Source organism: Roseburia sp., from assembly GCF_041325975.1.
Taxonomy (GTDB): domain Bacteria; phylum Bacillota; class Clostridia; order Lachnospirales; family Lachnospiraceae; genus Roseburia; species Roseburia rectibacter.
In genome coordinates this window covers 846,631-870,183 of record NZ_JBGLEJ010000004.1, presented here as the reverse complement: position 1 = coordinate 870,183, position 23,553 = coordinate 846,631, and the positions used below count along the sequence as shown (strand labels likewise).

Sequence of the window (23,553 nt, the reverse complement as noted above, 5' to 3'; positions counted from 1 at the left end):
AAAGAATCAGGTAACTACGGCGTAAGCCGCAATTATACATTCACGATGGCAGGTCATGCGATCTGTTGTCACAAAAAAATTTAGGAGGTACGGGCATGTCACGTATAGGAAGAATGCCAATCGCAGTTCCGGCTGGTGTTACAGTGGATATTGCAGAAAATAATCATGTGACTGTAAAAGGTCCTAAGGGAACTCTGGAAAGAACCCTTCCATCTGAGATGGACATCAAATTAGAGGGTGACGAGATCATCGTTACAAGACCTAACGATTTGAAGAAAATGAAATCCTTACACGGATTAACAAGAACACTGATCAACAACATGGTTGTTGGTGTTACCAATGGATATACCAAGGAACTCGAGGTTAACGGTGTTGGTTACAGAGCTTCTAAAGCTGGTAAAGTGCTCACACTGAACTTAGGATATTCTCATCCGGTTGAGATGGAAGATCCTGAAGGACTTGAGTCCAAAGTTGATGGAAATAAAATCATTGTATCTGGTATCGATAAAGAAAAAGTTGGCCAATACGCAGCTGAAATCAGAGATAAGAGAAGACCTGAGCCTTACAAAGGAAAAGGTATCAAATATGCTGATGAAGTTATTAGACGTAAAGTTGGTAAGACTGGTAAGAAATAATTAAAGGAGTGACGAAAAATGGTTAGTAAGAAATCAAGAACAGCAGTTCGCGAAAACAAACATAGAAGAATGCGTCATCATCTTGCAGGTACAGCGATGAGACCACGTCTGGCTGTTTTCAGAAGTAATAATCATATGTACGCTCAGATTATTGACGATACAGTTGGAAATACACTTGTTTCTGCATCTACACTTGATAAGGATGTAAAAGCAGAGTTAGAGAAGACCAATAACGTCGAAGCAGCAGCTAAGCTTGGTACTGTTATTGCAAAGAAAGCTTTAGACAAGGGTATTTCAACGGTTGTCTTTGATAGAGGCGGCTTTATATATGCAGGTAAAGTAAAGGCATTAGCCGAAGCAGCAAGAGAAGCTGGTTTAGACTTTTAATAGGAGGAAACGCAAAACATGAAACGTGAAATCATTGATGCTAGTCAATTAGAATTAAACGAAAAAGTGGTATCAATTAAACGTGTAACAAAAGTTGTTAAAGGTGGACGTAACTTCCGTTTTACAGCTTTAGTTGTTGTCGGCGACGGCAATGGCCATGTTGGTGCTGGCTTAGGAAAAGCATCCGAGATTCCGGAAGCAATCCGTAAAGGAAAAGAAGATGCTATGAAGAAACTCATCACTGTAAAATTAGATGAGGTTGGCAGTGTTACACATGATGTTACCGGAAAACATACAGGTGCATCTGTATTATTAAAGAAATCTCCAGAAGGTACTGGTATCATCGCCGGTGGTCCTGCTCGTAACGTATGTGAGCTGGCTGGTATTAAAAATATCCGTACAAAATCTCTGGGATCTAACAACAAGCAGAACGTTGTTCTTGCAACAATCAATGCTTTAAGTCAGTTAAAATCCCCGGAAGAAGTTGCAAAACTTCGTGGAAAATCAGTTGAAGAGATTGTAGGTTAAGGAGGAGTTTTAAGATGGCAGATAAGAAATTAAAAGTAACACTTGTAAAATCTACAATCGGTGCTGTTCCAAAGAACAAAAAAACAATCGAAGCACTTGGACTGAATAAGTTATATAAAACTGTTGAGCTGCCGGATAATGCAGCAACAGCAGGTGCACTTCGTAAAGTAGCACCTTATGTAAAGGTAGAAGAGATCTAATAATAAGATAAGGAGGTGTCAGTAATGGACTTATCCAATTTACAGGCAGCAGCAGGTTCTGCACATAGCGATAATTTCAGAAGAGGACGTGGACACGGTTCAGGAAACGGTAAGACTGCTGGTAAGGGACACAAGGGACAGAAAGCTCGTTCCGGAGCTCCGAGACCAGGTTTTGAAGGTGGTCAGATGCCGTTATACAGAAGATTGCCAAAGAGAGGTTTCAAATGCAGAAACTCTAAGACAATCATCGGAATCAACCTTTCCGCTCTTGAGGCATTTGAGAACGATTCCGTTGTTTCAGTAGAGACATTAATCGAGGCTGGTATCGTTAAAAATCCTAGAGATGGAGTTAAGATTCTGGGTAATGGCGAACTTACTAAGAAACTCACCGTTCAGGCAAATGCATTCAGCGCAGCTGCAAAAGAAAAAATTGAGGCTCTTGGTGGAAAAGCAGAGGTGATCTAATGCTGGAAACACTCCGTAATGCATTCAAGATTAAAGATATTCGAAACAGAATTATTTTTACATTTCTCATGTTAGTTGTAATCAGGATCGGAAGCCAGCTTCCGATTCCTGGTGTTAACAATGAACTGTTTTCAAACTGGTTTGCAAGTCAGACCGCAGATGGAATGGGATTTTTTGATGCAATTACCGGTGGATCATTCTATAACATGTCAATCTTTGCATTGAACATTACACCGTATATTACTTCATCCATTATTATGCAGCTTCTCACTATCGCAATTCCAAAACTGGAAGAGATGCAGCGCGACGGAGAAGAAGGACGTAAAAAGATTGCAGAGATTACCAGATATCTTACAGTAGCTCTTGCTTTAATTGAAGCGATCGCAATGGCAATCAGCTTTAAGAGAGGTCAGATGTTACAGAGTGATGGTATTCTTACAATTATTATGATTATTTTCACATTAACTGCAGGATCAGCAGTATTAATGTGGATTGGTGAGCGTATTACAGAAAAAGGTGTTGGAAATGGTATTTCTATCGTACTTACCATTAACATCATCTCCCGTATTCCAAATGATATGGGTACACTGTATCAGCAGTTCATCACAGGAAAATCCATACCTAAGGGAATTCTTGCGGCAGTAATCATTATTGCAATCATTGTTGCAATGGTCGTATTTGTCGTATTCTTACAGGGCGGCGAGAGAAGAATCCCGGTTCAGTATTCCAAAAAGATTCAGGGAAGAAAACAGGTTGGCGGTCAGTCAACATATATCCCGTTAAAGGTTAATACCGGCGGTGTTATCCCGGTTATCTTTGCACAGTCTTTGTTGCAGACACCGGTTATCATTGCAAGTCTTCTTGGAAAAGGAAACGGAACCGGTATCGGAAGTAAGATTTTAAAAGGAATGTCCCAGTCAAACTGGTGCAATCCGAATGAGCCGGTTTATTCCATCGGATTGGTGGTATACATCGTACTTATCATTGCTTTCGCTTACTTCTATACTTCAATTACATTCAATCCCTTAGAGATTGCTAATAATATGAAGAAAGCCGGCGGATTTATTCCGGGTATCAGACCTGGTAAACCAACCAGTGATTATCTGAACCGGATGTTAAATTACATTGTATTTATAGGAGCAGTAGCACTTGCATTTATCGCATTCGTTCCGATCTTCTTCAACGGAGTATTCGGTGCCGATGTATCATTTGGTGGAACATCTATCATAATTATTGTAGGTGTTGTCATTGAGACATTAAAACAGATCGAATCACAGATGCGTGTTCGTTACTATAAAGGATTTTTAAATGATTAATCTGACGGCGTAAGTCAGATTGGCAAAGGAGCAACGCTGGGCTTTTAAAGTTCAGCGTTACTTTCCTATATAAGCAATATTTGTATGATGAAGGTATTTTGGAAAATGGAGGTATTAGTGTGAAAAATAAGATTTTTCACACGCAAGATTAGTGCTTACGCACAAATCTTGAGATGCGTAAAAAGCAACGCAGGAAGGAAGAATTTTATGAAGATTATCATGTTAGGAGCTCCGGGAGCAGGAAAAGGAACACAGGCGAAGCAGATTGCAGATAAATATCGTATCCCGCATATTTCAACCGGTGATATTTTCCGTGCAAACATCAAGAATGGAACCGAGCTTGGAAAGAAAGCAAAACAGTATATGGATCAGGGTTTATTAGTGCCGGATGAGTTAACCTGCGATCTTGTTATGGACAGAATCGGACAGGATGACTGTGAGAATGGATTTATACTTGATGGTTTTCCAAGAACTATTCCGCAGGCAGAAGCACTTACAGCTGCACTTGAGAAGATCAATGAAAAAATGGATTATGCGATCGATGTGGATGTACCGGATGAAAACATCGTAAATCGTATGAGCGGAAGACGCGCATGCTTAAACTGTGGTGCTACATACCACATTGTTTCCATTCCAACAAAGGTAGAGGGAATCTGCGACAGATGCGGACAGCCGGTTGTCTTAAGAGATGATGATAAACCGGAGACCGTTCAGAAAAGACTTACAGTATATCATGAGCAGACCCAGCCATTGATCGATTATTACAAGAAACAGAGTATCTTAAAAACAGTTGACGGTACGCAGCCGATGGAAAAGGTATTTGCAGATATCGTTGCGATTTTAGGCGAGTAGAGGAACCGGAGTAATGGCTGTAACAATAAAATCTTCCCAGGAAATAGAACTGATGCGCCAGGCAGGAAAGATTCTTGCAAAGGTGCATGAGGGATTAAAAAAAGAATTAAAACCCGGAATGTCGACACTTGATATTGACAGGATCGGGGAGGAAATGATTCGGAGTTTTGGATGCGAACCATCTTTTAAGAATTATCAGGGATATCCGGCATCCGTCTGTGTCTCCATCAATGAAGAAGTTGTACACGGGATTCCGCGCAAAGACAGAATTATTGAAGAGGGAGATATTGTAAGTCTTGATACCGGTGTGATCTATAAAGGGTATCAGTCAGATGCCGCAAGGACACATGGTGTTGGCGAGATCACTGAGGATGCAAGACTTCTGATCGAACGTACCAGACAGAGCTTTTTTGAAGGAATGAAATATGCAGTGGCGGGAAATCATCTGCATGATATTTCAGGTGCGATCGGTGATTATGCCGAGAGTTTTGGCTATGGTGTGGTACGGGATTTATGTGGACATGGAATCGGTACACATATGCATGAGGACCCGGAGATCCCGAATTACCGCAAATTCCGCAGGGGCATTAAGCTGAAAGCAGGAATGACATTAGCGGTGGAACCCATGATAAATCTGGGAACAGAGAGAGTCGTATGGATGGATGATGACTGGACCGTAGTGACAGAGGATATGGATCTTTCGGCTCATTATGAAAATACCATACTGATCCGGGAGGGAAAACCGGAAATATTATCACTTACGGATTCTGAAATCGCCGAAGGAATCTGGAGTAATGATCCAATTCTGTAAAGCATAGAGAAAAGAACCGGAGGATATTTCAGAAATGGAATTTGCAAAATCCAAGTCGGGACACGACAGAAATCAGATTTATCTTATCAAAGAAAAAGATGAAAAATCTGTATATCTGGTAAATGGAACAAGCCGTACACTGGATATGCCAAAGAAAAAAAATGCAAAGCATATTCAGATTATCAAAAATTTACCGATAGAAGTTACGGAGATTCTGGATGAAAATTTATCAGATCTTACAGTAAAAAGAGCAATCAAACAGTACTGCCGTATAAATGAAGGCAGACAGGAATCATAAAATAGGAGGATTTATTCAATGTCAAAAGCAGACGTAATTGAAGTAGAAGGAACCGTTGTTGAGAAACTCCCGAACGCATTTTTTAAAGTGGAGTTAGAGAATGGACATCAGATTTTAGCAACCATCAGCGGAAAACTTCGCATGAACTTTATTCGTATTTTACCGGGTGATAAAGTTACCATCGAGATGTCTCCATATGACCTGACTAAGGGAAGAATCATCTGGAGAGACAAATAAGATTTTATTACAGATCTTATACAAAATAATAGTTGACTTCTAAACAGTGTCCGTGCTATAATGTTAGACGGACACTTTTGGATAGTGCCTTTTTGTGCGTGCATATTTCAGTGCAACAACACAAAAAAGAGCCTTGTTAAGAAAGGAGGATTTGCTGTGAAGGTAAGATCATCAGTTAAACCTATTTGCGAAAAATGCAAAGTCATCAAGAGAAAAGGAAGCATCAGAATTATCTGTGAGAATCCGAAACACAAACAGAGACAGGGTTGATTTAGTTCTTGTCATATTTGTGCCAATGGGGTAATATGCGCATTTTAATGAGCAGGAACCCGCCAAATTATGTGCGGCTGCAGTGGAACGCCTGGTAGGGTTGTTCACACTGTTATCATAATCAGACAGCCGGGATAGCTGCTTTTTTATGTCTACATACCGAGGACATAAAGGGACATATCCAAATAAGAAGAAAGACGGATGGGACACACATTTCAGGCCGCTGACAACGGAGCTGTCTCAGACGATTTTCCGAAATAAAGTCACAACGTCAGGTGATTTGAGAAATGAAACAATATAACAGGTGCAGAATGCATCGGATGAATTAATGGAGGTTAAAAAGCACATGGCTCGTATTGCAGGTGTAGATTTACCAAGAGAAAAACGCATCGAGATCGGTTTGACATACATCTACGGAATTGGTAGAACAAGCTCTAGCCGTATCCTTGCAGCAGCAAACGTAAATCCTGATACTCGTGTCAGAGATTTAACAGACGATGAAGTAAAGAGAATCAGCGCAGTAATCGATGAGACTCAGTTAGTAGAAGGTGATTTAAGAAGAGAGATCGCTTTCAATATCAAGAGACTTCAGGAGATCGGATGCTATCGTGGAATCCGTCACAGAAAAGGTCTTCCGGTTCGTGGACAGAAGACAAAGACAAACGCAAGAACCCGTAAAGGTCCAAAGCGTACCGTTGCAAATAAGAAAAAATAAAGTTTCCTGAGGTACGCTTCAGAGAACTGTTGCTAACAAGAAAAAATAATTCTGGCAACAGAAGTAATTCGTATCAGTCGATATTTTATATTTTAGAGAAAGTAGGTTAGTTTAGATATGGCTAAAGTTACAAAAAAAGTGACAAAAAAGCGTGTAAAGAAAAACGTTGAACGCGGACAGGCACATATTCAGTCATCTTTTAACAATACAATCGTAACTATCACAGATGCTGAAGGTAATGCTTTATCATGGGCAAGTGCCGGTGGTCTTGGATTTAGAGGTTCAAAGAAATCTACTCCGTATGCTGCACAGATGGCAGCTGAGACAGCTACAAAGGCTGCTTTAATCCACGGATTAAAGACTGTAGATGTTATGGTTAAAGGACCGGGTTCAGGAAGAGAAGCAGCGATCCGTGCACTTTCTGCATGTGGTCTTGAGGTTACCAGCATCAAAGACGTAACTCCAGTACCTCACAATGGATGTCGTCCACCAAAACGCAGAAGAGTTTAATTAGGAGGGAAAGACGAAGATGGCAGTAAATAAAGTTCCTGTTCTGAAAAGATGTAGATCACTTGGTTTAGAGCCAAGTTACCTTGGATATGATAAAAAATCCAACAGAGAGTTAAAGAGAGCAAATAAGAAAGTTTCCGAGTACGGACTTCAGTTAAGAGAAAAACAGAAAGCAAAATTCATCTATGGTGTTCTGGAAAAACCTTTCCACAACTACTATGTGAAAGCTGATCAGATGAAGGGCATGACTGGTACAAACTTAATGACCATGTTAGAGTCCAGATTAGATAACGTTGTATTCCGTATGGGATTCGCAAGAACAAGAAAAGAAGCAAGACAGATCGTTGACCACAAATTTATCTTAGTAAATGGTAAACAGGTTAACATTCCTTCTTACTTAGTAAAAGCTGGCGATGTTATCGAGATCAAAGAGAAAAACAAAGGTCTTCAGAGAATGAAAGACATCGTTGAAGTTACCGGCGGAAGATTAGTTCCGGAGTGGTTAGATGTTGACGCTGAGAAATTACAGGGAACTGTAAAAGAATTACCTTCCAGAGAGCAGATCGACGTTCCTGTTGATGAGATGCTTATCGTCGAGTTATATTCTAAGTAATAGTTAAGCAAATTACCCGAGAAGGAGGGACTTTGTAGTGTTCGATTTTCAAAAACCAAAAATTGAAATCGCAGAAATTTCAGAAGACAAGAAGTACGGAAAGTTTGTTGTAGAACCTTTGGAAAGAGGCTATGGTACGACACTTGGTAATTCTTTAAGAAGAATCATGCTTTCTTCTTTACCGGGTGCTGCTGTAAGCCAGGTTAAGATCGACGGTGTTTTACATGAATTCAGTTCCATTCCTGGTGTTAAGGAAGATGTAACTGAGATTATTATGAATATCAAAAATCTTGCCATCAGAAATAACAGCTCTACAAATGAACCTAAAGTTGCTTACATTGAATTCGAGGGCGAAGGTGTAGTCACAGCAGCAGATATCCAGGTTGATTCTGATATTCAGATTTTAAATCCGGATCTGGTAATTGCCAATTTAAATGGCGGACCTGACTGCAAGCTTTACATGGAGCTTACCATTACAAACGGCAGAGGCTATGTAAGTGCAGACAAGAATAAGACAGAGGATATTCCGATCGGCGTTATTGCCATCGACTCTATCTATACACCGGTAGAAAGAGTAAATCTTTTGATTGAAAATACCCGTGTTGGTCAGATTACAGACTATGATAAGCTTACTTTGGACGTTTATACAAACGGTACCTTAGAGCCAGATGAGGCTGTCAGCTTAGCTGCTAAGGTTTTAAGCGAGCATTTAAGTCTTTTCATCGATCTTTCCGAAGCTGCTCAGCAGGCTGATGTCATGATCGAGAAAGAGGACAATGCAAAAGAGAAAGTTCTTGAGATGAATATCGATGAACTTGAGCTTTCCGTTCGTTCTTATAACTGTTTGAAGAGAGCCGGCATTAACACAGTCGAAGAACTGACAAACAGAACACCGGAAGATATGATGAAGGTTCGTAACTTAGGACGTAAATCATTAGAGGAAGTTCTTGCTAAATTAAAAGAGTTAGGACTTCAGTTAAACCAGGGAGAGGAGTAAAGCGAGCGCTTTACATTCCCCGATACAGGCAGAAACAGTAAGACCATGCGGCATGGAGTATGTCTGGTGTGCAGAGTGTATGCATTTGTTGCTCTGATATGCCTGACGAGGAAATGCGTCAGAGACAGTCAGAGGGATGAGGCAGACGAGATTCTGACACACGGATCATGAGTGGCACTTGGAATGGCACTGTGCGGTATCACAGAACCACTCCGAAACAAGAATATGGCGTCCGGTAAGTAAGTCCAAAGCGCGTGGCCGGATGTTCCACAAAATGGAGGATATTAAAAATGGCAAAGTATCGTAAATTAAGCAGAACCTCTAGCCAGAGAAAAGCTTTATTAAGAGGTCAGGTAACAGCATTATTAAACAATGGTAAGATCGTTACCACAGAAGCAAAAGCAAAAGAGGTTCGTAAAATCGCTGAGGGAATCATTGCTTTAGCAGTAAAAGAGAAAGACAACTACGAAGAAGTTACTGTAAAAGCAAAAGTTGCCCGCAAAGATAAAGACGGTAAGAGAGTAAAAGAAGTTGTAGACGGTAAGAAAGTTACTGTATACGATGAAGTTGAGAAGACTATCAAGAAAGATAAGCCATCCCGTCTTCATGCTCGTAGAGAGATGTTAAAAGTTCTTTACACCGTAAAAGAAGTTCCGACTGAAGCTGCCGGAAGAAAGAAAAACACCAAAGAAGTTGATCTTGTTGCTAAATTATTCGATGAGATCGCTCCGAAATATGCAGACCGTAACGGTGGTTACACAAGAATCGTAAAGATCGGTCAGCGTAAAGGTGATGGCGCTTTAGAGGTATTACTTGAGTTAGTATAATCACTATCCAAAATATGAGAACGTGAAAAAAGCCAGTCCAGGCTGCAGATGATGCAGACTGGGCTGGCTTTTTTGTATGTTGTAGATAGGTTTGGATATCAAAAGGTGGTTTTCAGTTTTTTGAGTGGAAAATTGCACTAAGCCGAGGCTGTTTTGTGCCGTTGTATGAAAATAAGAAAATTTGTTTCATACGAAGTTTCTGGTCGAAGTCTGTTCATATGTGTTGAAAGATGTTATGCTAAACATGATATATAGCTGCCGTGCTAAAATGGAGGGATTGAAAATGGCAAGACCGAAAAATAAACAGGAGTTAATAGAGGCTGCAAACACAAATTATGAGAAACTGCTTTCTATGATTGAACGGAGAACAGAAGCGGAGAAAAGTGCACCGTATGATTTTCTGGATGATGAAAAGAAAAAGGAAGCACACTGGAGACGTGATAGAAATTTAAGAGACGTACTGATGCATCTGAATGAGTGGCATCTGCTGCTTTTAGAATGGGTCAAAAACCGTGAAAACGGCAGCAATAAGCCATTCCTGCTGGAAGGATATAACTGGAAAACGTATGGTGATATGAATATGGTATTCTTTCGGCGCTGTCAGAATATTTCCGAAGAAGAGGCACTCGAACGGTTTAAGGATTCACACAAAAGAGTGATGGAGGCATTAGATACGTTTTCACAGGAAGAACTTTTTACCAGGACTTATTATCCATGGGTGGGCGGAAGCTGTATTGGAAATTATTTTATCAGTAATACAAGCAGTCATTATGATTGGGCGATGAAGAAAATGAAAGCACATAAAAAGCGGGTTGGATAAGAAATGTGCCTGCATACCAATTTGAGATTTTCGCTGCCCCGTTGCAATAAATTACTTAGAGGAGACCAGCTATGAAAAAATGGTACAATGAAGAATATGAATTTGAAATAGAAGTTACAGGGTTTTTACGAGGAGATCACACAGAACATTATTGCAGAAATGGGGAAGAGGTTGGGGATCAATATACCTGCACCTATGGATGTCCGGTCAATAAAGATGGTCAGGGAATCTGCTCAAAAACAATGATGATGCTTTATCCACTCATGGAGGCGGTTAGAAGTGGCGGAGATCTTGAGAATCTTGGCGGAAGCAGCAGATATGTGAAAGATATCGTGTGTCCGGACGGATGTGTGATGTTCCGACTGACGGCAACACCGTTAGGAAATGAAAACTTCCATAAGGGTGGATTTTGGAAGGAGCAGTAGGATATGGCATCAAGTAAGGAATATTTACAATTTATTTTAGGACAGTTAGCGGAGTTGGAAGAAATCTCATACCGGGCTATGATGGACGAATTTATTATTTATTACTGCGGTAAAATCGTTGGTGGTATCTATGATGACAGGCTGTTGGTAAAGCCGGTAAAAGCGGCACTTTCCTATCTGTGGGAAGCCTCCTACGAACTGCCGTATGAGGGAGCAAAAGAACGCTGCTGGTAGACGAGGTGGATGATAAAGAGTTTTTGCAGGGATTGTTCGTTGCGATGTATGGGGAGCTGCCGGAAGCGAAAGGGAAGAAAAAGAAGTAGGAAGGTAAAATAAAGATGTAGTACAAAAACTAATTGACAATTAATGAAATCTATCATACTATAAACATAGAGAATAATTGTTGTAAAGATAGTTATTCTATAATATTGGAGTGCTTCGCCACTTTTTGAGAGCGAATTATATATGTTGGAGTGCTTCGCCACTTTTTAAGAGCGAGTTATAATGTTAGAGTGCTTCGCCACTTTTGAGAGCGAACTATAATGGATAAATAAGAGATGGCTTGCCATCTCTTATTTAGTTTATGAGTCATGAAAAAAATTAATCGAGTGTTGGGGTGTGAAGATTTGACAAGTACTGACATAGAACCACTGTGATAATATGATAGACGAGTAAAACGTAATCCTCATAGTTCATAATAATGAGACAGTTTATGTTGATGTATGACAATATTGTTTTTTGGGAGAAAGAATGGCATTATCATTTTACGACATAGATAAAGATTACGTTAAATACTTACAAAAAGAAGAAATGAACGAGAGGGGCTTTACTAAGGTTCCGAATATAGAATATCCGGGAAATTTGCCTAAGTTTACATGTGGAGTAGTTTTGGATGTTCATGAATATAAATATTATGTCCCGGTATCATCTTACAAAATGCAAAAACCGGATAATATATTGATAAACATTGAATCTGAACGCTATAACAAAGTAAAAGGGGCACTGCGGTTTAACTATATGTTTCCAGTTCCAGATGAATGTATAAAGGAAAGAATAATAGCGGATGATCCTAATAAAATTTTGTTAAATCTAGAGTGGAAATTTTGTAATGAGAATGAAATTCGCATAAGAAATAAAGCAAAACAAACTTACTCCAAAGTCATAAATAAAGTAAATCCAAGTATTGTAAATAACAGTTGTGATTTTAAATTATTAGAAAGATTGTGTGCTGAATATCAAAAGTAAGGTTAATGAAATAAAGAGAAAAGGAAAAGGTGAATTTTAATAATCACGTTATGTAAAGGAGCATGCCATCAGGCATGCTCCTCCTGTTCTTTCGCTAACGGCAGTGTAAAGATAAACTCCGTACCAACACCCTCGGTACTGATACAGTTGATGTTTTCTCCGTGAGCCTGGATAATCTCTTTTACAATGGAAAGACCAAGACCGGTTCCTTTCTTGTCTTTCCCACGGGAAAGATCGGTTTTATAGAAACGCTCCCAGATTTTCTTGATACTGTCTTTTGGAATACCAATTCCGGTGTCTTTGACGGAAACAAAGACCTTTTCATTTTTTTCGGTCGTCTCGATCGTGATCGATGAATTTGCATGGCTGAATTTGAGTGCATTGTCGATCAGGTTATAAAGCACCTGCTGAATTTTGCTGAAATCAGCAGAGACAAACAGTGTCTCACCGCTTAAGATCAGGTTAAAACTGATATGTTTTTCCATACAGGTTCCCTCAACGGTCTGTACGGTCATGCGGATTGTGTGATTGATATCAAAACTGGTGATGTCTAACATAACACCGTGTGAGCCGAATTTGTTTAATTCCAGAAGGCTTTTTGTCAGTTTGTTCAAACGTTCTGTCTCAAAAAGGATGATGTTTAAATATTTATCCTGCATTTCAACCGGGATTGTTCCGTCAAGCATTGCTTCTACGTAGCCTTTGATCGAGGTCAGCGGAGAGCGGAAGTCATGTGAGACATTGGAGACAAATTTTCGCTGATCCTCCTCAAGGGTGTTTAATTCATTTGCCATATAGTTGAGCGAGGCAGCAAGATAACCGATCTCATCATTGGAGTGGACATCGATCTTTGCCTCAAAATTTCCGGCGGCATATTCATTGGCGCCTTTGGCAATTTTGCGGATCGGGATATAGACGATCCAGGTAAAGAGTGCTAAAACAACAAACGCTGCCAGAAATAAAAGTGCAAACGTCTGATAGGAAAGATTGGTCAGCAGGTTGGATAAATTGACGATGGAGCTGACAGGTTTATGTATGATCACATAGCCTCGTACTTTGTAATTTACAGTGATCGGTGAAAACACACTTAATGTTTCTGAGTCAAAATGACCGTAAAAGTTTCCGGTGCGGTAATATTTATTTCCAAAATCAGTCACGTCAAAATCGGGGATCACTTCCGGTTCTGTATTTTCTGCCGGAGAGGTGGCAGAAGCTGTATTTAAAAGAATCTGTCCCTGCTTATCAATGATCCAGATCTCACTGGAGAGGTAAGTGCTTAAAGTGGAGAGCTGCGTTTTCATTTCTTCTAATGTTGTGGAACGTTTGAAATAATTCTCTGCATAATTGGAGGAAATCAGCGCAGACTCCCGATAGAGCGTCGAGGCATCCCGGCGCTCTAAGAAGTTAAAAGTAATATGGTAACCAAAGGTTGAAATAATAATAAAACAGATCAGTCCATAGATCAGATAGCCGCCGAGCAGCTTCGGGTAGAGTGTTCGTTTCATATATTTTTAACCTCGAACTTATAACCGATTCCCCAGACAGTCGAGAGACTCCAGCTGTCATTGTCCTTTATTTTCTCACGGAGGCGTTTTACATGGACATCCACGGTGCGGGTGTCGCCGATGTATTCATAGCCCCAGATATGGTCGAGAAGCTGTTCTCTGGTAAATACCTGATTTGGCGAGGATGCAAGGAAATATAAAAGCTCTAATTCCTTTGGCGGCATGTCGATCGGATTGTCCTTATAAATAACAGAGTAGTTGGATAAGTTGACGATCAGATCCGGGTATTTTACACATTTTAATTCAGGAGCAGGTTCTTCAATTTTGACCGGCTGGTAACGGCGCAAAACGGCTTTGACGCGGGCAACAAGTTCTTTGGAATCGAACGGCTTCATGATATAATCATCTGCTCCAAGTTCAAGACCGAGTACTTTATCAAAAATCTCACCCTTTGCGGAGAGCATGATGATCGGCACGTTTGCTTTTGCACGGACTTCGCGGCATACCTGATAGCCGTCGATGCCCGGAAGCATCAGATCAAGAAGGATCAGGTTCGGATTGTACTGTTCGAATGCTTTTAAGGCTTCTTCACCGTCATTTACAATTTTTGTATCAAAACACTCTTTCGTAAGATAAAGAGAGATCAGTTCTGCAATATTATTATCATCATCGACGATCAGTATTTTTTGTTTTGCTGCCATAAAATTACCTCCTGTTAGTTGTTATTCTGTTTGTAAATCAGACGAAATGGTATTGCTTCGGCAGTGCTTTGTGCATGGGATCAGATAAAATCTGTCTTACTGAAATTACTTTTTGTCTGAAATCAGTCTTTGAATTCGGCAATTGTTACGCCGGCATCACCTTCGCCATACTCTCCGAGGTGGAATGATTTCACATATTTTAAACGTTTTAAATGTGCCTGTACGGCGTTGCGCAGTGCACCGGTTCCTTTTCCGTGGACGATACGCACGGACGGAATGTGCGCAAGGTAGGCATCATCCAAGTATTTATCTAAAAGAGCGATCGCTTCGTCTGTGGTCTTGCCGATCAGGTTGATCTCTGTGGAGACGGATGCAGACTTGCTCATTTTGATCTTGCCGGCACTGGTACGACCGTATTTTTTGCTGGTCGGGGAAGTTTCTTCCTCTAACAGGATCAGGTCATTGATGTTGACAAGAGAACGTAAAATACCCATCTGTACATAAAGGTCACCCTTTGCGTTTGGCAGGGAGTGAACGGTTCCGTTTAGATTCATGCTGATGACTTTCACGCGGTCGCCAATGCGGAGTTTTTTGGGAACTTTATGGTTTGGCGCAGCATTCTTTTTCTGGTCAGACATTTTTTTCTGTGCATTGTTCATCTTATCGCGCAGTTTAGTGCGCTCTTTTTCCATTTCGCTGACCGGGGCATGTGCGGTGCCGTATTTATTGAAATTACGGATCGTTTCATCGGCAAGGTCTTTTGCTTCTTTGATGATATTGTAAGCCTGCTCGTTTGCCTCGCGCAGGATCTTGTCACGGCTTGCGTCTAAACGTTCCTGTTTCTGTTCAAGCTGTTCTTTTAATTTCTGGATTTCTTCTTTATACTGGTTGATCTCAAGCTGTTCTTTTTCAATCGTGATGCGGCTCTTTTCAAGATCTGCTAAAAGATCCTCGAAATTCATATCATTTTCGCTGATCCGTCCTTTGGCATCCTCGATGATATCCTCACCCAGACCGAGTTTCGTGGAAATCGCAAATGCATTACTCTTTCCAGGAATACCGATTAAAAGACGGTAAGTCGGGCTTAAAGATTCCACGTCAAATTCACAGCAGGCATTTTCTACACCGGAAGTCTGCAAGGCAAATACTTTTAATTCACTGTAGTGTGTGGTTGCCATGACACGTGCACCGTATAGTTTTAATTTTGACAAAATAGAAATTGCAAGTGCTGCACCTTCCGTTGGATCGGTTCCGGCACAAAGCTCATCGAAAAGCACGAGGGAACGGTCATTTACCTGACTTAAAATGCGTGTGATATTTGTCATATGGGAGGAGAAAGTACTTAAAGACTGTTCAATACTCTGCTCATCTCCGATATCAGCAAACACTTCCTCAAAGATTCCGAGTTCCGAACGCTCGGAAGCCGGAATATGAAGTCCTGCCTGCCCCATCAATGTCAGAAGACCGACTGTTTTTAAGGAGACAGTTTTACCACCGGTGTTTGGTCCGGTAATGATCAGAAGCGTAAAATCTTCTCCGAGACGTACATCGATCGGTACAACTTTTTTGGCGTCGAGCAGCGGATGACGCCCTTTTTTGATGTTGATACGTCCGTCGGTATTGAAAGTCGGAGCAACACCGTTGTAAGTCTGAGCGAAAGCTGCTTTTGCAAAAATAAAATCAAGTTCGGTGAGCACATTGTAGTCAGTATGAAGCTGCATGGAGTATCCTGCCGTTAAGTTGCTTAAGTTGGCGAGAATGACTTCGATTTCTTCTTTTTCTTTCATAAGAAGAGCTTTATATTCGTTGTTTAAGTTTACAACAGCGAGCGGTTCGATAAAGAGTGTGGAACCGGAAGATGACTGGTCGTGCACCATACCCGGAACCTGTGATTTTGCTTCTGCCTTGACCGGCAGACAATAGCGGCCGTCACGCATCGTAATGACGGCATCCTGCAAATAACTGCGTGTAGTTGTATTGTTGATCATCGAGTTCATCTGTGCACGGATCTTATCGTTCATGCCACGCATGGATTTACGGATGGAACGGAGTGTGCTGCTGGCATCGTCTGCGATTTCGTCCTCCGATAAGATGCAGCGGCGGATCTCGTCACATAATGGTGTGAGTGGTTCGATCTGGTCAAAAAATCCGGTCAGGGAATCAACCGGAAGTTCGTCTGTCTCATCTGCTGAAACAGGGCGGTCCGGTCCGGTATGTCCGATGCTGGCGCGGGAAAATGCTTTTGCACGTTTGGCTGCCTCAAGGAGAGAGCAGACGCGCAAAAGCTCCGTGATGCTTAAGGATGCACCGATCTCTAAACGTTTCAGGGAGTCTCGGATGTCGTGTACACCGGAAAAAGAGATGCGCCCGCCTTTAAAGAGACGGTTTAGGGCATCTTTGGTCTGTAACTGTAAAAGATTGATCTCATTGATGTCTGTGCCCGGTGTGAGGGAGAGACAACGTTTCTTTGCATCCTCACTTGAGGCGTGCTCCGCTAAGCGGGCAATGATTTTATTATATTCTAATGTTTTTAAAACTTTTTCATTCATAAGATTTATAATTCCTTGTGGTTGAAAATTTAGTTTGTAGTGGCAGTATGCTGACGGATATGTGTGTTCGACTTTAGTCCGCAGTGCCAGCCCGAAAAATCAGAGATTTTCCGGGCTGACGGGCATTCGCCCTATCAAATGAGAAAAAAACAAAAAAGAGCCTGCAAGCAGTCTTTTTTTATTTTTCCCTCATTTGGCACTGCTCATTGCTTATTCACATTATATCCCATTAATTGGGGGAAGGAAAGCCGGAAATGCAAAAATAGTGTTGCAAGCGTATGTGATTCAAACTATAATAAATAAGGTGCGGTTTTCATTTTTGTTAAGGAAGGGAAAATCATGCAGGAGAAAGAGAAGGGTGGCTTTTCTTTTATTAATGAGCAGATCAAGGAGAAGCCGTTGAATAAAAAACGTCTTATAAAAAAAGCATTGTTTACCGTAGTGCTTGCCGTTATTTTTGGTACGGTGGCAGCACTGGTGTTTAGTTTATTGCAGCCGGAGTTTTCAAACTGGTTTTACCCGGAGGAGAAGCCTGTCGTTACGATTCCGAAGGATGATGTGACAGAAACGGAAGAAAGCGGACAGGACGATACGCAGGAATCGACAGAGCAAAAGGACACAGAGAATAACGGACAGCAGGGAGAAAATAAAGAGCCGGAAAACGGGCAGCAGGAGACAGAAGAAGCGGGAAACAGTCAGCAGGAGCAGACGGATGAACCGGAAACGGAACATAACACTGGGGATGTTCCAAACAATGAAATGCAGGAACTTGAACTTGCCGATTTTCAGAAACTTCAGAATAAATTGTATGCGGTTGGAAAAGAAGCAAACAAGTTTATCGTGACGGTAACCGGTGTGAAGAGCGATACCGACTGGTTTAATAACCCATATGAGAGTAAGGGGCAGGCCTCCGGTATCATTGTAGCGGAAAATGGCAGGGAACTGCTGGTTTTAACAGAACGCAAGGCGATTGCGGATGCACAGGAAATCTATGTCACATTTATTAATGATGCTGTCGTGAAAGCTGAAATGAAAAAATACGATGGCAATACAGGGATAGCTGTGTTAAGCGTAAAGGCGTCAGAACTTACCGAAAGTACAAAGAATGCGATCGCAGTTGCAGTTCTTGGAAATTCACTGACTGTTACGCAGGGAACGATCGCGATCGCGATCGGAAGTCCGCTTGGAACCAATTATTCAATCCTGACTGGAAATATTACATCCACCACGAACAGTATTTCTACGATAGATCATAATTACAGTGTGTTTACGACAGATATTGTAGGAAGCAGCAACGGAAGCGGAGCACTTGTCAATGTAGATGGCGAGATCATTGGAATCGTGATGCAGGGATACAGCAGTGCGGGGGATGAAAATACGCTGACAGCGATCTCTATTTCCGAGTTAAAAGCATTGATTGAGATGCTGTCAAACGGACAGGATATCCCTTACTTTGGGCTTGAAGTGACAACGGTTACAGCAGCGATCGAACGTGAATATGAGATACCGAAAGGTGCATATATCAAGGATGTATGTATGGATTCACCGGCAATGGCTGCTGGACTTCAGAGCGGGGATGTCATTACGGAGATTGACGGGGATGAGATTCTTACGGCAGAAAATTATGAGAAAAAACTGCTTTCGTTAAAGCCGGAAGATACGGTGGAAGTGAAGATTGAGCGGCAGGGACCGGAAGGTTATACGGAAATCACCTGCACGGTAGAAGTCAGTGTGCTGCCATAGAGATGTGAACCAGATACAGGCATGTATTTTAGAAGCAGAAATGCGGATGCGGCCATGCATGTCAGAAACAGAAATGTGGACACCGGTATGCGTTTTAGAAGCAGAAATGCGGATACAGGCATAATAATTTTAGAAAATAAAAGCAGGAATAAGGAGTAGTATGAAGTATATTGAGAGCCTCAGAGAGGGCGAGCGAATTAATGAAATCTATCTATGTAAAGTAAAACAGTCTGCACTGACAAAGGCAGGAAAACCTTATGATACATTGATCTTACAGGACAAAACGGGCACACTGGATGCGAAGATCTGGGAGCCTGGTTCTGTTGGAATCGACGAGTTCGATTCACTGGATTACATAGCCGTAATGGGTGATATCACCAGCTTTCAGGGCAATTTACAGCTGAATGTAAAGCGCGTCCGCAAGGTGCAGGAAGGGGAGTATGATCCAAAAGATTACCTTCCGGTCAGCGATAAGGATATCGACCAGATGTATGAGGAGTTAAAAGGCCTGATTGCGAGCATCAAAGAAGTGCATTTAAAGAAGCTGTTAGAGAGCTTTTTTGTGGAAGATGCAGATTTTGAAAAACGCTTTAAATTCCACTCTGCTGCAAAGACTGTGCACCACGGATTTGTCGGTGGTCTGCTTGAGCACAGCTTAAGTGTGGCAAAGCACTGTGATTATTTTGCAGGCTGTTATCCGATGTTAAACCGCGATCTTTTGATCACGGCAGCTATTTTCCATGATATCGGAAAATTAGAGGAGCTTTCCACATTCCCGGAAAATGATTACACGGATGACGGTCAGCTTTTAGGACATATTATTATCGGAACCGAGATGGTCGGTGACAGGATCCGCACGATCCCGGATTTTCCAAAGGGACTGGCAAGCGAGTTAAAGCACTGTATTTTAGCACATCACGGCGAGTTAGAGTTTGGTTCACCGAAAAAACCGGCGCTGCCGGAGGCATTGGCACTCAGTTTTGCGGATAATATCGATGCAAAGATGGAGACGGTGCGCGAAATCTTTAACAACGTGCCGGAAAATAATCAGGAATGGCAGGGGTACAACCGTCTGCTTGAGAGCAATATCAGACGCTCCGGGAAATTATAATTATGCAGAAAAATGATATCATAGAACTGAAAATCGAAGATATGGGCGTGGACGGCGAAGGAATCGGAAAATACGATGGCATGACCTTTTTCGTTAAAGATGCGGTGCTTGGAGATGAGATCGAAGCCCGCATCACAAAGATGAAGAAAAATTATGGTTATGCGAGAGTGGAGCAGATTTTATCGCCGTCTAAATTTCGTGTGACACCACAGTGTGAACTTCACAGGAGATGCGGCGGATGTCAGATACAGGCGTTGGATTATGAAAAGCAGCTGGAATTTAAGCAGAACAAAGTGCGCGGAAATCTGATCCGCATCGGTGGTTTTGAACCGGAATTTATTGACCGTATCATGGAGCCGGTTGTTGGAATGAAAGAGCCATACCGTTACCGGAACAAGGCACAGTTTCCGATCGGTGCGGACAAGGATGGTGATCCGGTTGCTGGTTTTTATGCAGCGCGCACCCATAGTATCATTCCGGTAAATGACTGCAAGCTGGGGGTGGAGGAGAACCAGATCATTTTAAATGAGGTTCTTTCCTATATGAAAGAATATCATGTAGCGCCTTACGATGAAAATATAGGTAAAGGACTGGTTCGTCATGTTCTGATCCGCTACGGGTTTTCCACAAAAGAGATCATGGTCTGTGTGATTATCAACGGAACAACTTTGCCAAAAGTGGAAAAACTGATCGATAAGCTGGCTGCTATCGGGGGAATGAAAAGCATTTCCATTAATCAGAACACAAAGAAAACAAATGTGATCCTTGGGGATGTGACAAAATGTATCTGGGGTGATCCATATATTACAGATATGATCCATCTTCGTGATACAAAGGATTTTTCGCTGACAGATACTGCGGTTGCATACCATATTTCACCGCAGTCATTTTATCAGGTCAATCCGGTTCAGACGGAAAAGTTATACAGCCTTGCCCTTGATTATGCCGGACTGACCGGCAAAGAAACGGTATGGGATCTGTATTGTGGTATTGGTACGATCTCCCTTTTCTTAGCACAGAAAGCAGGAAAAGTTTACGGCGTGGAAATTGTTCCGCAGGCAATCGAGGATGCAAAGAACAATGCAGCATTAAACGGAATCAATAATGCAGAGTTTTTTGTTGGGAAGGCGGAGGAAGTACTTCCGGCATTTTATGAAAAAAAGAAAAACACAGATAACGACATGCTGCATCCGGATGTGATCGTTGTCGATCCGCCACGTAAGGGATGTGACAGTGTGTGCCTTGAGACAATGCTTAAGATGCAGCCGGAGCGGATCGTGTATGTAAGCTGTGATTCTGCGACGTTAGCGAGGGATCTTAAGGTGCTCTGCGAGGGCGGATATGAGCTTTGCAGGGTACGGGCGGTGGATCAGTTTGGGAATACTACACATGTGGAGACTGTAGTCTTACTTTCCAAGGGCGCTAAAGGTCCGGTGGATCTTTGCTCAGCGCGGACCGAAGTGGAACGGAGACTGGTCGACAGTAGAAAAGTGAAGGTGGACTTCTCTCTGGAGGATATGGATTTATCTGAATTCAAAGGAAAAGCGACATATGAGCAGATAAAGGCATATGTATTGGAGCAGACAGGACTTAAGGTTTCATCACTGTATATCGCACAGATTAAGAAGAAGTGTGGATTGGATGTCGGCGAGAACTTTAATTTGCCTAAATCTGAGAATGCAAGACAGCCACAGCATACACCGGAGAAGGAAGATGCGATTATGCAGGCGTTTAGACATTTTGGAATGATTTGATTGTGGATAAATAGCATCGTGTGTATATCTTACTGTTGGAAAACGTAAAAAGGACATTCCTAAACCGTAATTATTACGGGTCAAGAGATGTCTTTTTTGGTTGCTTGGAGTGTCCAAAGGACAAGGTAATAATACTGAGATTATTATTAATACTGAAATGAATAATATCTAGCTTATCTAATCATGGGATGAGGTGATATATGAATAGTATTTTATGACATATAATACATAAAATTTGTTTGTGGCATTGAGTGGCCTTTTGTGGTACAAGCAATCAAAATATACTGATACTATAGTAAGCAGAGATTATTCAAATATTGATGGTGAAAATTCCAGTAAATATGGAGAACTTTACTTGTATGGGTAATGATTGGTTGATATAATGAAATTGTTGCTTTAAATGAATATTCTTGCATCAAGAAACCGTGATTCCGGCGCAGTGGAAACCTACATTCCGGATACGGAAACCGCCTTTGATTGGTTTAACTACCATTCATAAGAAATTGAGCCAATGTCAAGCCCAGAGCCGCTTTGGGGGGCGTTAGCCGGCTTTATATTGGTGAGATTTCTTGTATTCTAAATAATTGCCAATCGGTTTCCTAACCACCGGACAGCACGGACACCAAGACCGGAATATTCATTTAAAGTATAGATATAAAATAAAGACTCTGAGAATTGACTGAGAGGAATGCATTATGGAAGTAAGTTACAAAAAACTTTGGAAACTACTTATTGATAAGGATATGAAGAAAAAGGATCTTCAGGCAAAGGCGGGAATCAGCTGGACTTCTGTTACGAAACTCTCTAAGGGAGAGACAGTGAGCATGGAAGTTTTGATGAAAGTTTGTAAGGCACTGGAATGTAATATTGGAGATATCATGGATTTAATCCAGAAAGAAGGTGGCACAGATGGCAAGTGCAAAGAAGAATGATGTAATCAGCGAGGCACCGCCGCACAGTATCAAAAAATTCGAATTGATATCGGAGTATGTCAAGGCGTGGATTCAGATTTTGATGCAAAATACAAAATGTAAAGGAATAGTCTACATTGATTGTATGTCAAATAGCGGTGTGTATAAGACGGACAAGGGTGAGGAAATAGAGGGAACACCGCTCAGAGTTTCGAACATTATCGCGGAAGCTATGCAGACGTACCCGTACAAACAGGCATATTTGTATTTTAATGATTGGAATGATGCGAAAATAGACCTTCTTACAACACGTCTGCCGAAGCAAACGAACAATTTCCACATATACACGGAAGCAATGGATGCGAACACTATGCTTCGACAAATTGGAAATGAGATTGCCTCGAACTTTAAGGATATGAATTTCTTGCTTGTATATGATCCGTATGATGCTCATATAGAATGGGATGCAGTGGAGCCGTTTCTTCAGAATTGGGGAGAAGTAATCATCAATCATATGGTTTCAGATACGATTCGTGCTGCAAAAGTTGCAAAGAAACCAGATGTAATTAAAAAGTATGAAAATACATATAAAACACCTATTGATGAGCTTATTTATGTGGGTAGTGATAGAAATGCTTATGAGGCGATTGTTGAGAAAATTATTCGGGAGAGAAGTGGACGAGGCGATAAATATTATGTTGCATGCTTTCCTTTCTTCAATAGCAACAATGCAGTAGTCTATAATTTGATTCACTGCACAGGACATTACAAAGGATTTGAGTTGTTTAAAACAACAGCATGGCATACATTCGGAGACAAATCATCTATGAAGAAGTCGGGTAGCATTGATGATCCGATTCAAATGAGATTTGATGAAAATGGAAATTTTGTATTTGGAGAGCCTGCGGATGAGTCTTGCTATAATCTTAGAGATGCAGCCCAGTATGTACAAGAACATTTCTCAGGACGGTCTGATGTGCCGAACGATGAAGTGTGGAATTATTTGGGAGAACATCCGGTGTTTCCAACAAGAGATTACAAAAACAAAATAAAGGATGTGTTGAAACGAGATTTTGACATGAAAGCGTCCCGCAGTTCAATGAGTTTTTCAGATAGGAGCTATTAAGT

27 protein-coding genes and 1 pseudogene are annotated in these 23,553 nt (G+C 41.4%); 25 read left to right on the top strand and 3 right to left on the bottom strand.

All coding sequences use genetic code 11. The features are described 5' to 3' along the window. Window positions 1-95 precede the first annotated feature (95 nt). The 20 genes and pseudogenes from rplF (at window position 96) to ACDD58_RS07260 (ending at window position 12,151) form a co-directional block, all read left to right on the top strand. Complete coding sequence (rplF, locus tag ACDD58_RS07355; RefSeq protein WP_044999228.1) at window positions 96-635, top strand: 50S ribosomal protein L6; 540 nt, start codon at window positions 96-98, stop codon at window positions 633-635. A gap of 18 nt (window positions 636-653) precedes the next feature. Next, window positions 654-1,022: a 50S ribosomal protein L18 gene (gene rplR, locus ACDD58_RS07350; RefSeq protein ID WP_006857854.1), complete on the top strand. Its 369-nt coding sequence runs from the start codon at window positions 654-656 to the stop codon at window positions 1,020-1,022. An 18-nt stretch (window positions 1,023-1,040) separates the two neighbouring features. Continuing rightward, a complete protein-coding gene (rpsE, locus tag ACDD58_RS07345; protein ID WP_006857853.1) occupies window positions 1,041-1,550 on the top strand; it encodes a 30S ribosomal protein S5 in 510 nt (169 codons plus the stop codon). Between the two features lie 14 nt (window positions 1,551-1,564). Continuing rightward, a complete protein-coding gene (rpmD, locus tag ACDD58_RS07340; RefSeq protein WP_006857852.1) occupies window positions 1,565-1,750 on the top strand; it encodes a 50S ribosomal protein L30 in 186 nt (61 codons plus the stop codon). Between the two features lie 24 nt (window positions 1,751-1,774). Further along, on the top strand, window positions 1,775-2,215 hold the full coding sequence (gene rplO / locus ACDD58_RS07335) for a 50S ribosomal protein L15 (protein ID WP_006857851.1): 441 nt from the start codon (window positions 1,775-1,777) through the stop codon (window positions 2,213-2,215). Next, on the top strand, window positions 2,215-3,531 hold the full coding sequence (secY, locus tag ACDD58_RS07330; RefSeq protein ID WP_117920739.1) for a preprotein translocase subunit SecY: 1,317 nt from the start codon (window positions 2,215-2,217) through the stop codon (window positions 3,529-3,531). The genes rplO and secY overlap by 1 nt, the downstream gene beginning before the upstream one ends. Before the next feature lie 207 nt (window positions 3,532-3,738). Further along, a complete protein-coding gene (locus tag ACDD58_RS07325; protein ID WP_117920740.1) occupies window positions 3,739-4,383 on the top strand; it encodes an adenylate kinase in 645 nt (214 codons plus the stop codon). A gap of 13 nt (window positions 4,384-4,396) precedes the next feature. Then, a complete protein-coding gene (gene map, locus ACDD58_RS07320) occupies window positions 4,397-5,194 on the top strand; it encodes a type I methionyl aminopeptidase (protein ID WP_117920741.1) in 798 nt (265 codons plus the stop codon). 34 nt (window positions 5,195-5,228) lie between these two features. Beyond that, entirely contained in the window at window positions 5,229-5,492 is a 264-nt protein-coding gene (locus tag ACDD58_RS07315; protein ID WP_117920742.1) for a KOW domain-containing RNA-binding protein, read from the top strand. 18 nt (window positions 5,493-5,510) lie between these two features. After that, a complete protein-coding gene (infA, locus tag ACDD58_RS07310) occupies window positions 5,511-5,729 on the top strand; it encodes a translation initiation factor IF-1 (protein ID WP_006857846.1) in 219 nt (72 codons plus the stop codon). A gap of 156 nt (window positions 5,730-5,885) precedes the next feature. After that, a complete protein-coding gene (gene rpmJ, locus ACDD58_RS07305; RefSeq protein WP_003022746.1) occupies window positions 5,886-5,999 on the top strand; it encodes a 50S ribosomal protein L36 in 114 nt (37 codons plus the stop codon). Window positions 6,000-6,345: 346 nt separating this feature from the next. Beyond that, a complete protein-coding gene (gene rpsM / locus ACDD58_RS07300; protein WP_015560096.1) occupies window positions 6,346-6,714 on the top strand; it encodes a 30S ribosomal protein S13 in 369 nt (122 codons plus the stop codon). Window positions 6,715-6,831: 117 nt separating this feature from the next. Continuing rightward, complete coding sequence (rpsK, locus tag ACDD58_RS07295; RefSeq protein WP_006857845.1) at window positions 6,832-7,224, top strand: 30S ribosomal protein S11; 393 nt, start codon at window positions 6,832-6,834, stop codon at window positions 7,222-7,224. A 19-nt stretch (window positions 7,225-7,243) separates the two neighbouring features. Beyond that, window positions 7,244-7,837, top strand: coding sequence for a 30S ribosomal protein S4 (gene rpsD, locus ACDD58_RS07290; protein ID WP_117920743.1), 594 nt, complete (start codon window positions 7,244-7,246; stop codon window positions 7,835-7,837). Window positions 7,838-7,874: 37 nt separating this feature from the next. Beyond that, complete coding sequence (locus ACDD58_RS07285; RefSeq protein ID WP_006857843.1) at window positions 7,875-8,834, top strand: DNA-directed RNA polymerase subunit alpha; 960 nt, start codon at window positions 7,875-7,877, stop codon at window positions 8,832-8,834. Between the two features lie 290 nt (window positions 8,835-9,124). After that, a complete protein-coding gene (locus ACDD58_RS07280) occupies window positions 9,125-9,661 on the top strand; it encodes a bL17 family ribosomal protein (protein ID WP_006857842.1) in 537 nt (178 codons plus the stop codon). A 283-nt stretch (window positions 9,662-9,944) separates the two neighbouring features. Then, entirely contained in the window at window positions 9,945-10,481 is a 537-nt protein-coding gene (locus ACDD58_RS07275; RefSeq protein ID WP_118489195.1) for a ClbS/DfsB family four-helix bundle protein, read from the top strand. Between the two features lie 71 nt (window positions 10,482-10,552). Further along, window positions 10,553-10,906 carry a TIGR04076 family protein gene (locus ACDD58_RS07270; protein ID WP_118210189.1) on the top strand — a complete coding sequence of 118 codons (354 nt, stop codon included), beginning with the start codon at window positions 10,553-10,555 and terminating at the stop codon, window positions 10,904-10,906. A gap of 3 nt (window positions 10,907-10,909) precedes the next feature. Next, window positions 10,910-11,229 (top strand): annotated as a pseudogene (locus tag ACDD58_RS07265) (TfoX/Sxy family protein). Between the two features lie 427 nt (window positions 11,230-11,656). Further along, entirely contained in the window at window positions 11,657-12,151 is a 495-nt protein-coding gene (locus ACDD58_RS07260; protein WP_370776671.1) for a type III toxin-antitoxin system ToxN/AbiQ family toxin, read from the top strand. Window positions 12,152-12,219: 68 nt separating this feature from the next. Here ACDD58_RS07260 and ACDD58_RS07255 read toward each other — a convergent pair whose 3' ends face one another. The 3 genes from ACDD58_RS07255 to ACDD58_RS07245 all read right to left on the bottom strand — a co-directional run bounded on the left by ACDD58_RS07255 (window position 12,220) and on the right by ACDD58_RS07245 (window position 16,906). Beyond that, entirely contained in the window at window positions 12,220-13,656 is a 1,437-nt protein-coding gene (locus ACDD58_RS07255) for a sensor histidine kinase (RefSeq protein ID WP_370776669.1), read from the bottom strand. Beyond that, window positions 13,653-14,357, bottom strand: a complete 705-nt coding sequence (locus ACDD58_RS07250) for a response regulator transcription factor (protein ID WP_117920745.1) — start codon at window positions 14,355-14,357, stop codon at window positions 13,653-13,655. Before ACDD58_RS07250 ends, ACDD58_RS07255 begins: the two co-directional genes overlap by 4 nt. Before the next feature lie 122 nt (window positions 14,358-14,479). Further along, on the bottom strand, window positions 14,480-16,906 hold the full coding sequence (locus ACDD58_RS07245) for an endonuclease MutS2 (protein WP_370776666.1): 2,427 nt from the start codon (window positions 16,904-16,906) through the stop codon (window positions 14,480-14,482). 339 nt (window positions 16,907-17,245) lie between these two features. Between ACDD58_RS07245 and ACDD58_RS07240 the strand changes: the two genes are divergently transcribed. From ACDD58_RS07240 to tcmP, 5 genes are all read left to right on the top strand, one after another. Continuing rightward, a complete protein-coding gene (locus ACDD58_RS07240) occupies window positions 17,246-18,649 on the top strand; it encodes a S1C family serine protease (RefSeq protein ID WP_243102962.1) in 1,404 nt (467 codons plus the stop codon). 160 nt (window positions 18,650-18,809) lie between these two features. Continuing rightward, a complete protein-coding gene (locus ACDD58_RS07235) occupies window positions 18,810-19,760 on the top strand; it encodes a 3'-5' exoribonuclease YhaM family protein (protein WP_015560103.1) in 951 nt (316 codons plus the stop codon). 2 nt (window positions 19,761-19,762) lie between these two features. Further along, the gene (gene rlmD / locus ACDD58_RS07230) at window positions 19,763-21,514 is read left to right on the top strand and encodes a 23S rRNA (uracil(1939)-C(5))-methyltransferase RlmD (RefSeq protein ID WP_370776662.1); all 1,752 of its coding nucleotides are present in this window, start codon (window positions 19,763-19,765) and stop codon (window positions 21,512-21,514) included. A 695-nt stretch (window positions 21,515-22,209) separates the two neighbouring features. Next, complete coding sequence (locus ACDD58_RS07225; RefSeq protein WP_118546968.1) at window positions 22,210-22,446, top strand: helix-turn-helix transcriptional regulator; 237 nt, start codon at window positions 22,210-22,212, stop codon at window positions 22,444-22,446. Further along, window positions 22,424-23,551, top strand: a complete 1,128-nt coding sequence (gene tcmP, locus ACDD58_RS07220) for a three-Cys-motif partner protein TcmP (RefSeq protein ID WP_370776659.1) — start codon at window positions 22,424-22,426, stop codon at window positions 23,549-23,551. Before ACDD58_RS07225 ends, tcmP begins: the two co-directional genes overlap by 23 nt. The last annotated feature ends 2 nt before the right edge of the window (window positions 23,552-23,553 follow it).

What these genes read in the sequence shown, in the direction of transcription:
- rpmD (WP_006857852.1), top strand. Translation starts at nt 1,565, where the DNA reads ATGGCAGATAAGAAATTAAAAGTAACACTTGTAAAATCTACAATCGGT.
- ACDD58_RS07315 (WP_117920742.1), top strand. Translation starts at nt 5,229, where the DNA reads ATGGAATTTGCAAAATCCAAGTCGGGACACGACAGAAATCAGATTTAT.
- rpsE (WP_006857853.1), top strand. Translation starts at nt 1,041, where the DNA reads ATGAAACGTGAAATCATTGATGCTAGTCAATTAGAATTAAACGAAAAA.
- ACDD58_RS07270 (WP_118210189.1), top strand. Translation starts at nt 10,553, where the DNA reads ATGAAAAAATGGTACAATGAAGAATATGAATTTGAAATAGAAGTTACA.
- secY (WP_117920739.1), top strand. Translation starts at nt 2,215, where the DNA reads ATGCTGGAAACACTCCGTAATGCATTCAAGATTAAAGATATTCGAAAC.
- rpsK (WP_006857845.1), top strand. Translation starts at nt 6,832, where the DNA reads ATGGCTAAAGTTACAAAAAAAGTGACAAAAAAGCGTGTAAAGAAAAAC.
- ACDD58_RS07235 (WP_015560103.1), top strand. Translation starts at nt 18,810, where the DNA reads ATGAAGTATATTGAGAGCCTCAGAGAGGGCGAGCGAATTAATGAAATC.
- ACDD58_RS07325 (WP_117920740.1), top strand. Translation starts at nt 3,739, where the DNA reads ATGAAGATTATCATGTTAGGAGCTCCGGGAGCAGGAAAAGGAACACAG.
- rpsM (WP_015560096.1), top strand. Translation starts at nt 6,346, where the DNA reads ATGGCTCGTATTGCAGGTGTAGATTTACCAAGAGAAAAACGCATCGAG.
- ACDD58_RS07255 (WP_370776669.1), bottom strand. Translation starts at nt 13,656, where the DNA reads ATGAAACGAACACTCTACCCGAAGCTGCTCGGCGGCTATCTGATCTAT.
- ACDD58_RS07260 (WP_370776671.1), top strand. Translation starts at nt 11,657, where the DNA reads ATGGCATTATCATTTTACGACATAGATAAAGATTACGTTAAATACTTA.
- ACDD58_RS07245 (WP_370776666.1), bottom strand. Translation starts at nt 16,906, where the DNA reads ATGAATGAAAAAGTTTTAAAAACATTAGAATATAATAAAATCATTGCC.
- map (WP_117920741.1), top strand. Translation starts at nt 4,397, where the DNA reads ATGGCTGTAACAATAAAATCTTCCCAGGAAATAGAACTGATGCGCCAG.
- rpsD (WP_117920743.1), top strand. Translation starts at nt 7,244, where the DNA reads ATGGCAGTAAATAAAGTTCCTGTTCTGAAAAGATGTAGATCACTTGGT.
- ACDD58_RS07250 (WP_117920745.1), bottom strand. Translation starts at nt 14,357, where the DNA reads ATGGCAGCAAAACAAAAAATACTGATCGTCGATGATGATAATAATATT.
- rplF (WP_044999228.1), top strand. Translation starts at nt 96, where the DNA reads ATGTCACGTATAGGAAGAATGCCAATCGCAGTTCCGGCTGGTGTTACA.
- ACDD58_RS07280 (WP_006857842.1), top strand. Translation starts at nt 9,125, where the DNA reads ATGGCAAAGTATCGTAAATTAAGCAGAACCTCTAGCCAGAGAAAAGCT.
- rlmD (WP_370776662.1), top strand. Translation starts at nt 19,763, where the DNA reads ATGCAGAAAAATGATATCATAGAACTGAAAATCGAAGATATGGGCGTG.
- tcmP (WP_370776659.1), top strand. Translation starts at nt 22,424, where the DNA reads ATGGCAAGTGCAAAGAAGAATGATGTAATCAGCGAGGCACCGCCGCAC.
- rplR (WP_006857854.1), top strand. Translation starts at nt 654, where the DNA reads ATGGTTAGTAAGAAATCAAGAACAGCAGTTCGCGAAAACAAACATAGA.
- infA (WP_006857846.1), top strand. Translation starts at nt 5,511, where the DNA reads ATGTCAAAAGCAGACGTAATTGAAGTAGAAGGAACCGTTGTTGAGAAA.
- ACDD58_RS07225 (WP_118546968.1), top strand. Translation starts at nt 22,210, where the DNA reads ATGGAAGTAAGTTACAAAAAACTTTGGAAACTACTTATTGATAAGGAT.
- ACDD58_RS07275 (WP_118489195.1), top strand. Translation starts at nt 9,945, where the DNA reads ATGGCAAGACCGAAAAATAAACAGGAGTTAATAGAGGCTGCAAACACA.
- ACDD58_RS07240 (WP_243102962.1), top strand. Translation starts at nt 17,246, where the DNA reads ATGCAGGAGAAAGAGAAGGGTGGCTTTTCTTTTATTAATGAGCAGATC.
- rplO (WP_006857851.1), top strand. Translation starts at nt 1,775, where the DNA reads ATGGACTTATCCAATTTACAGGCAGCAGCAGGTTCTGCACATAGCGAT.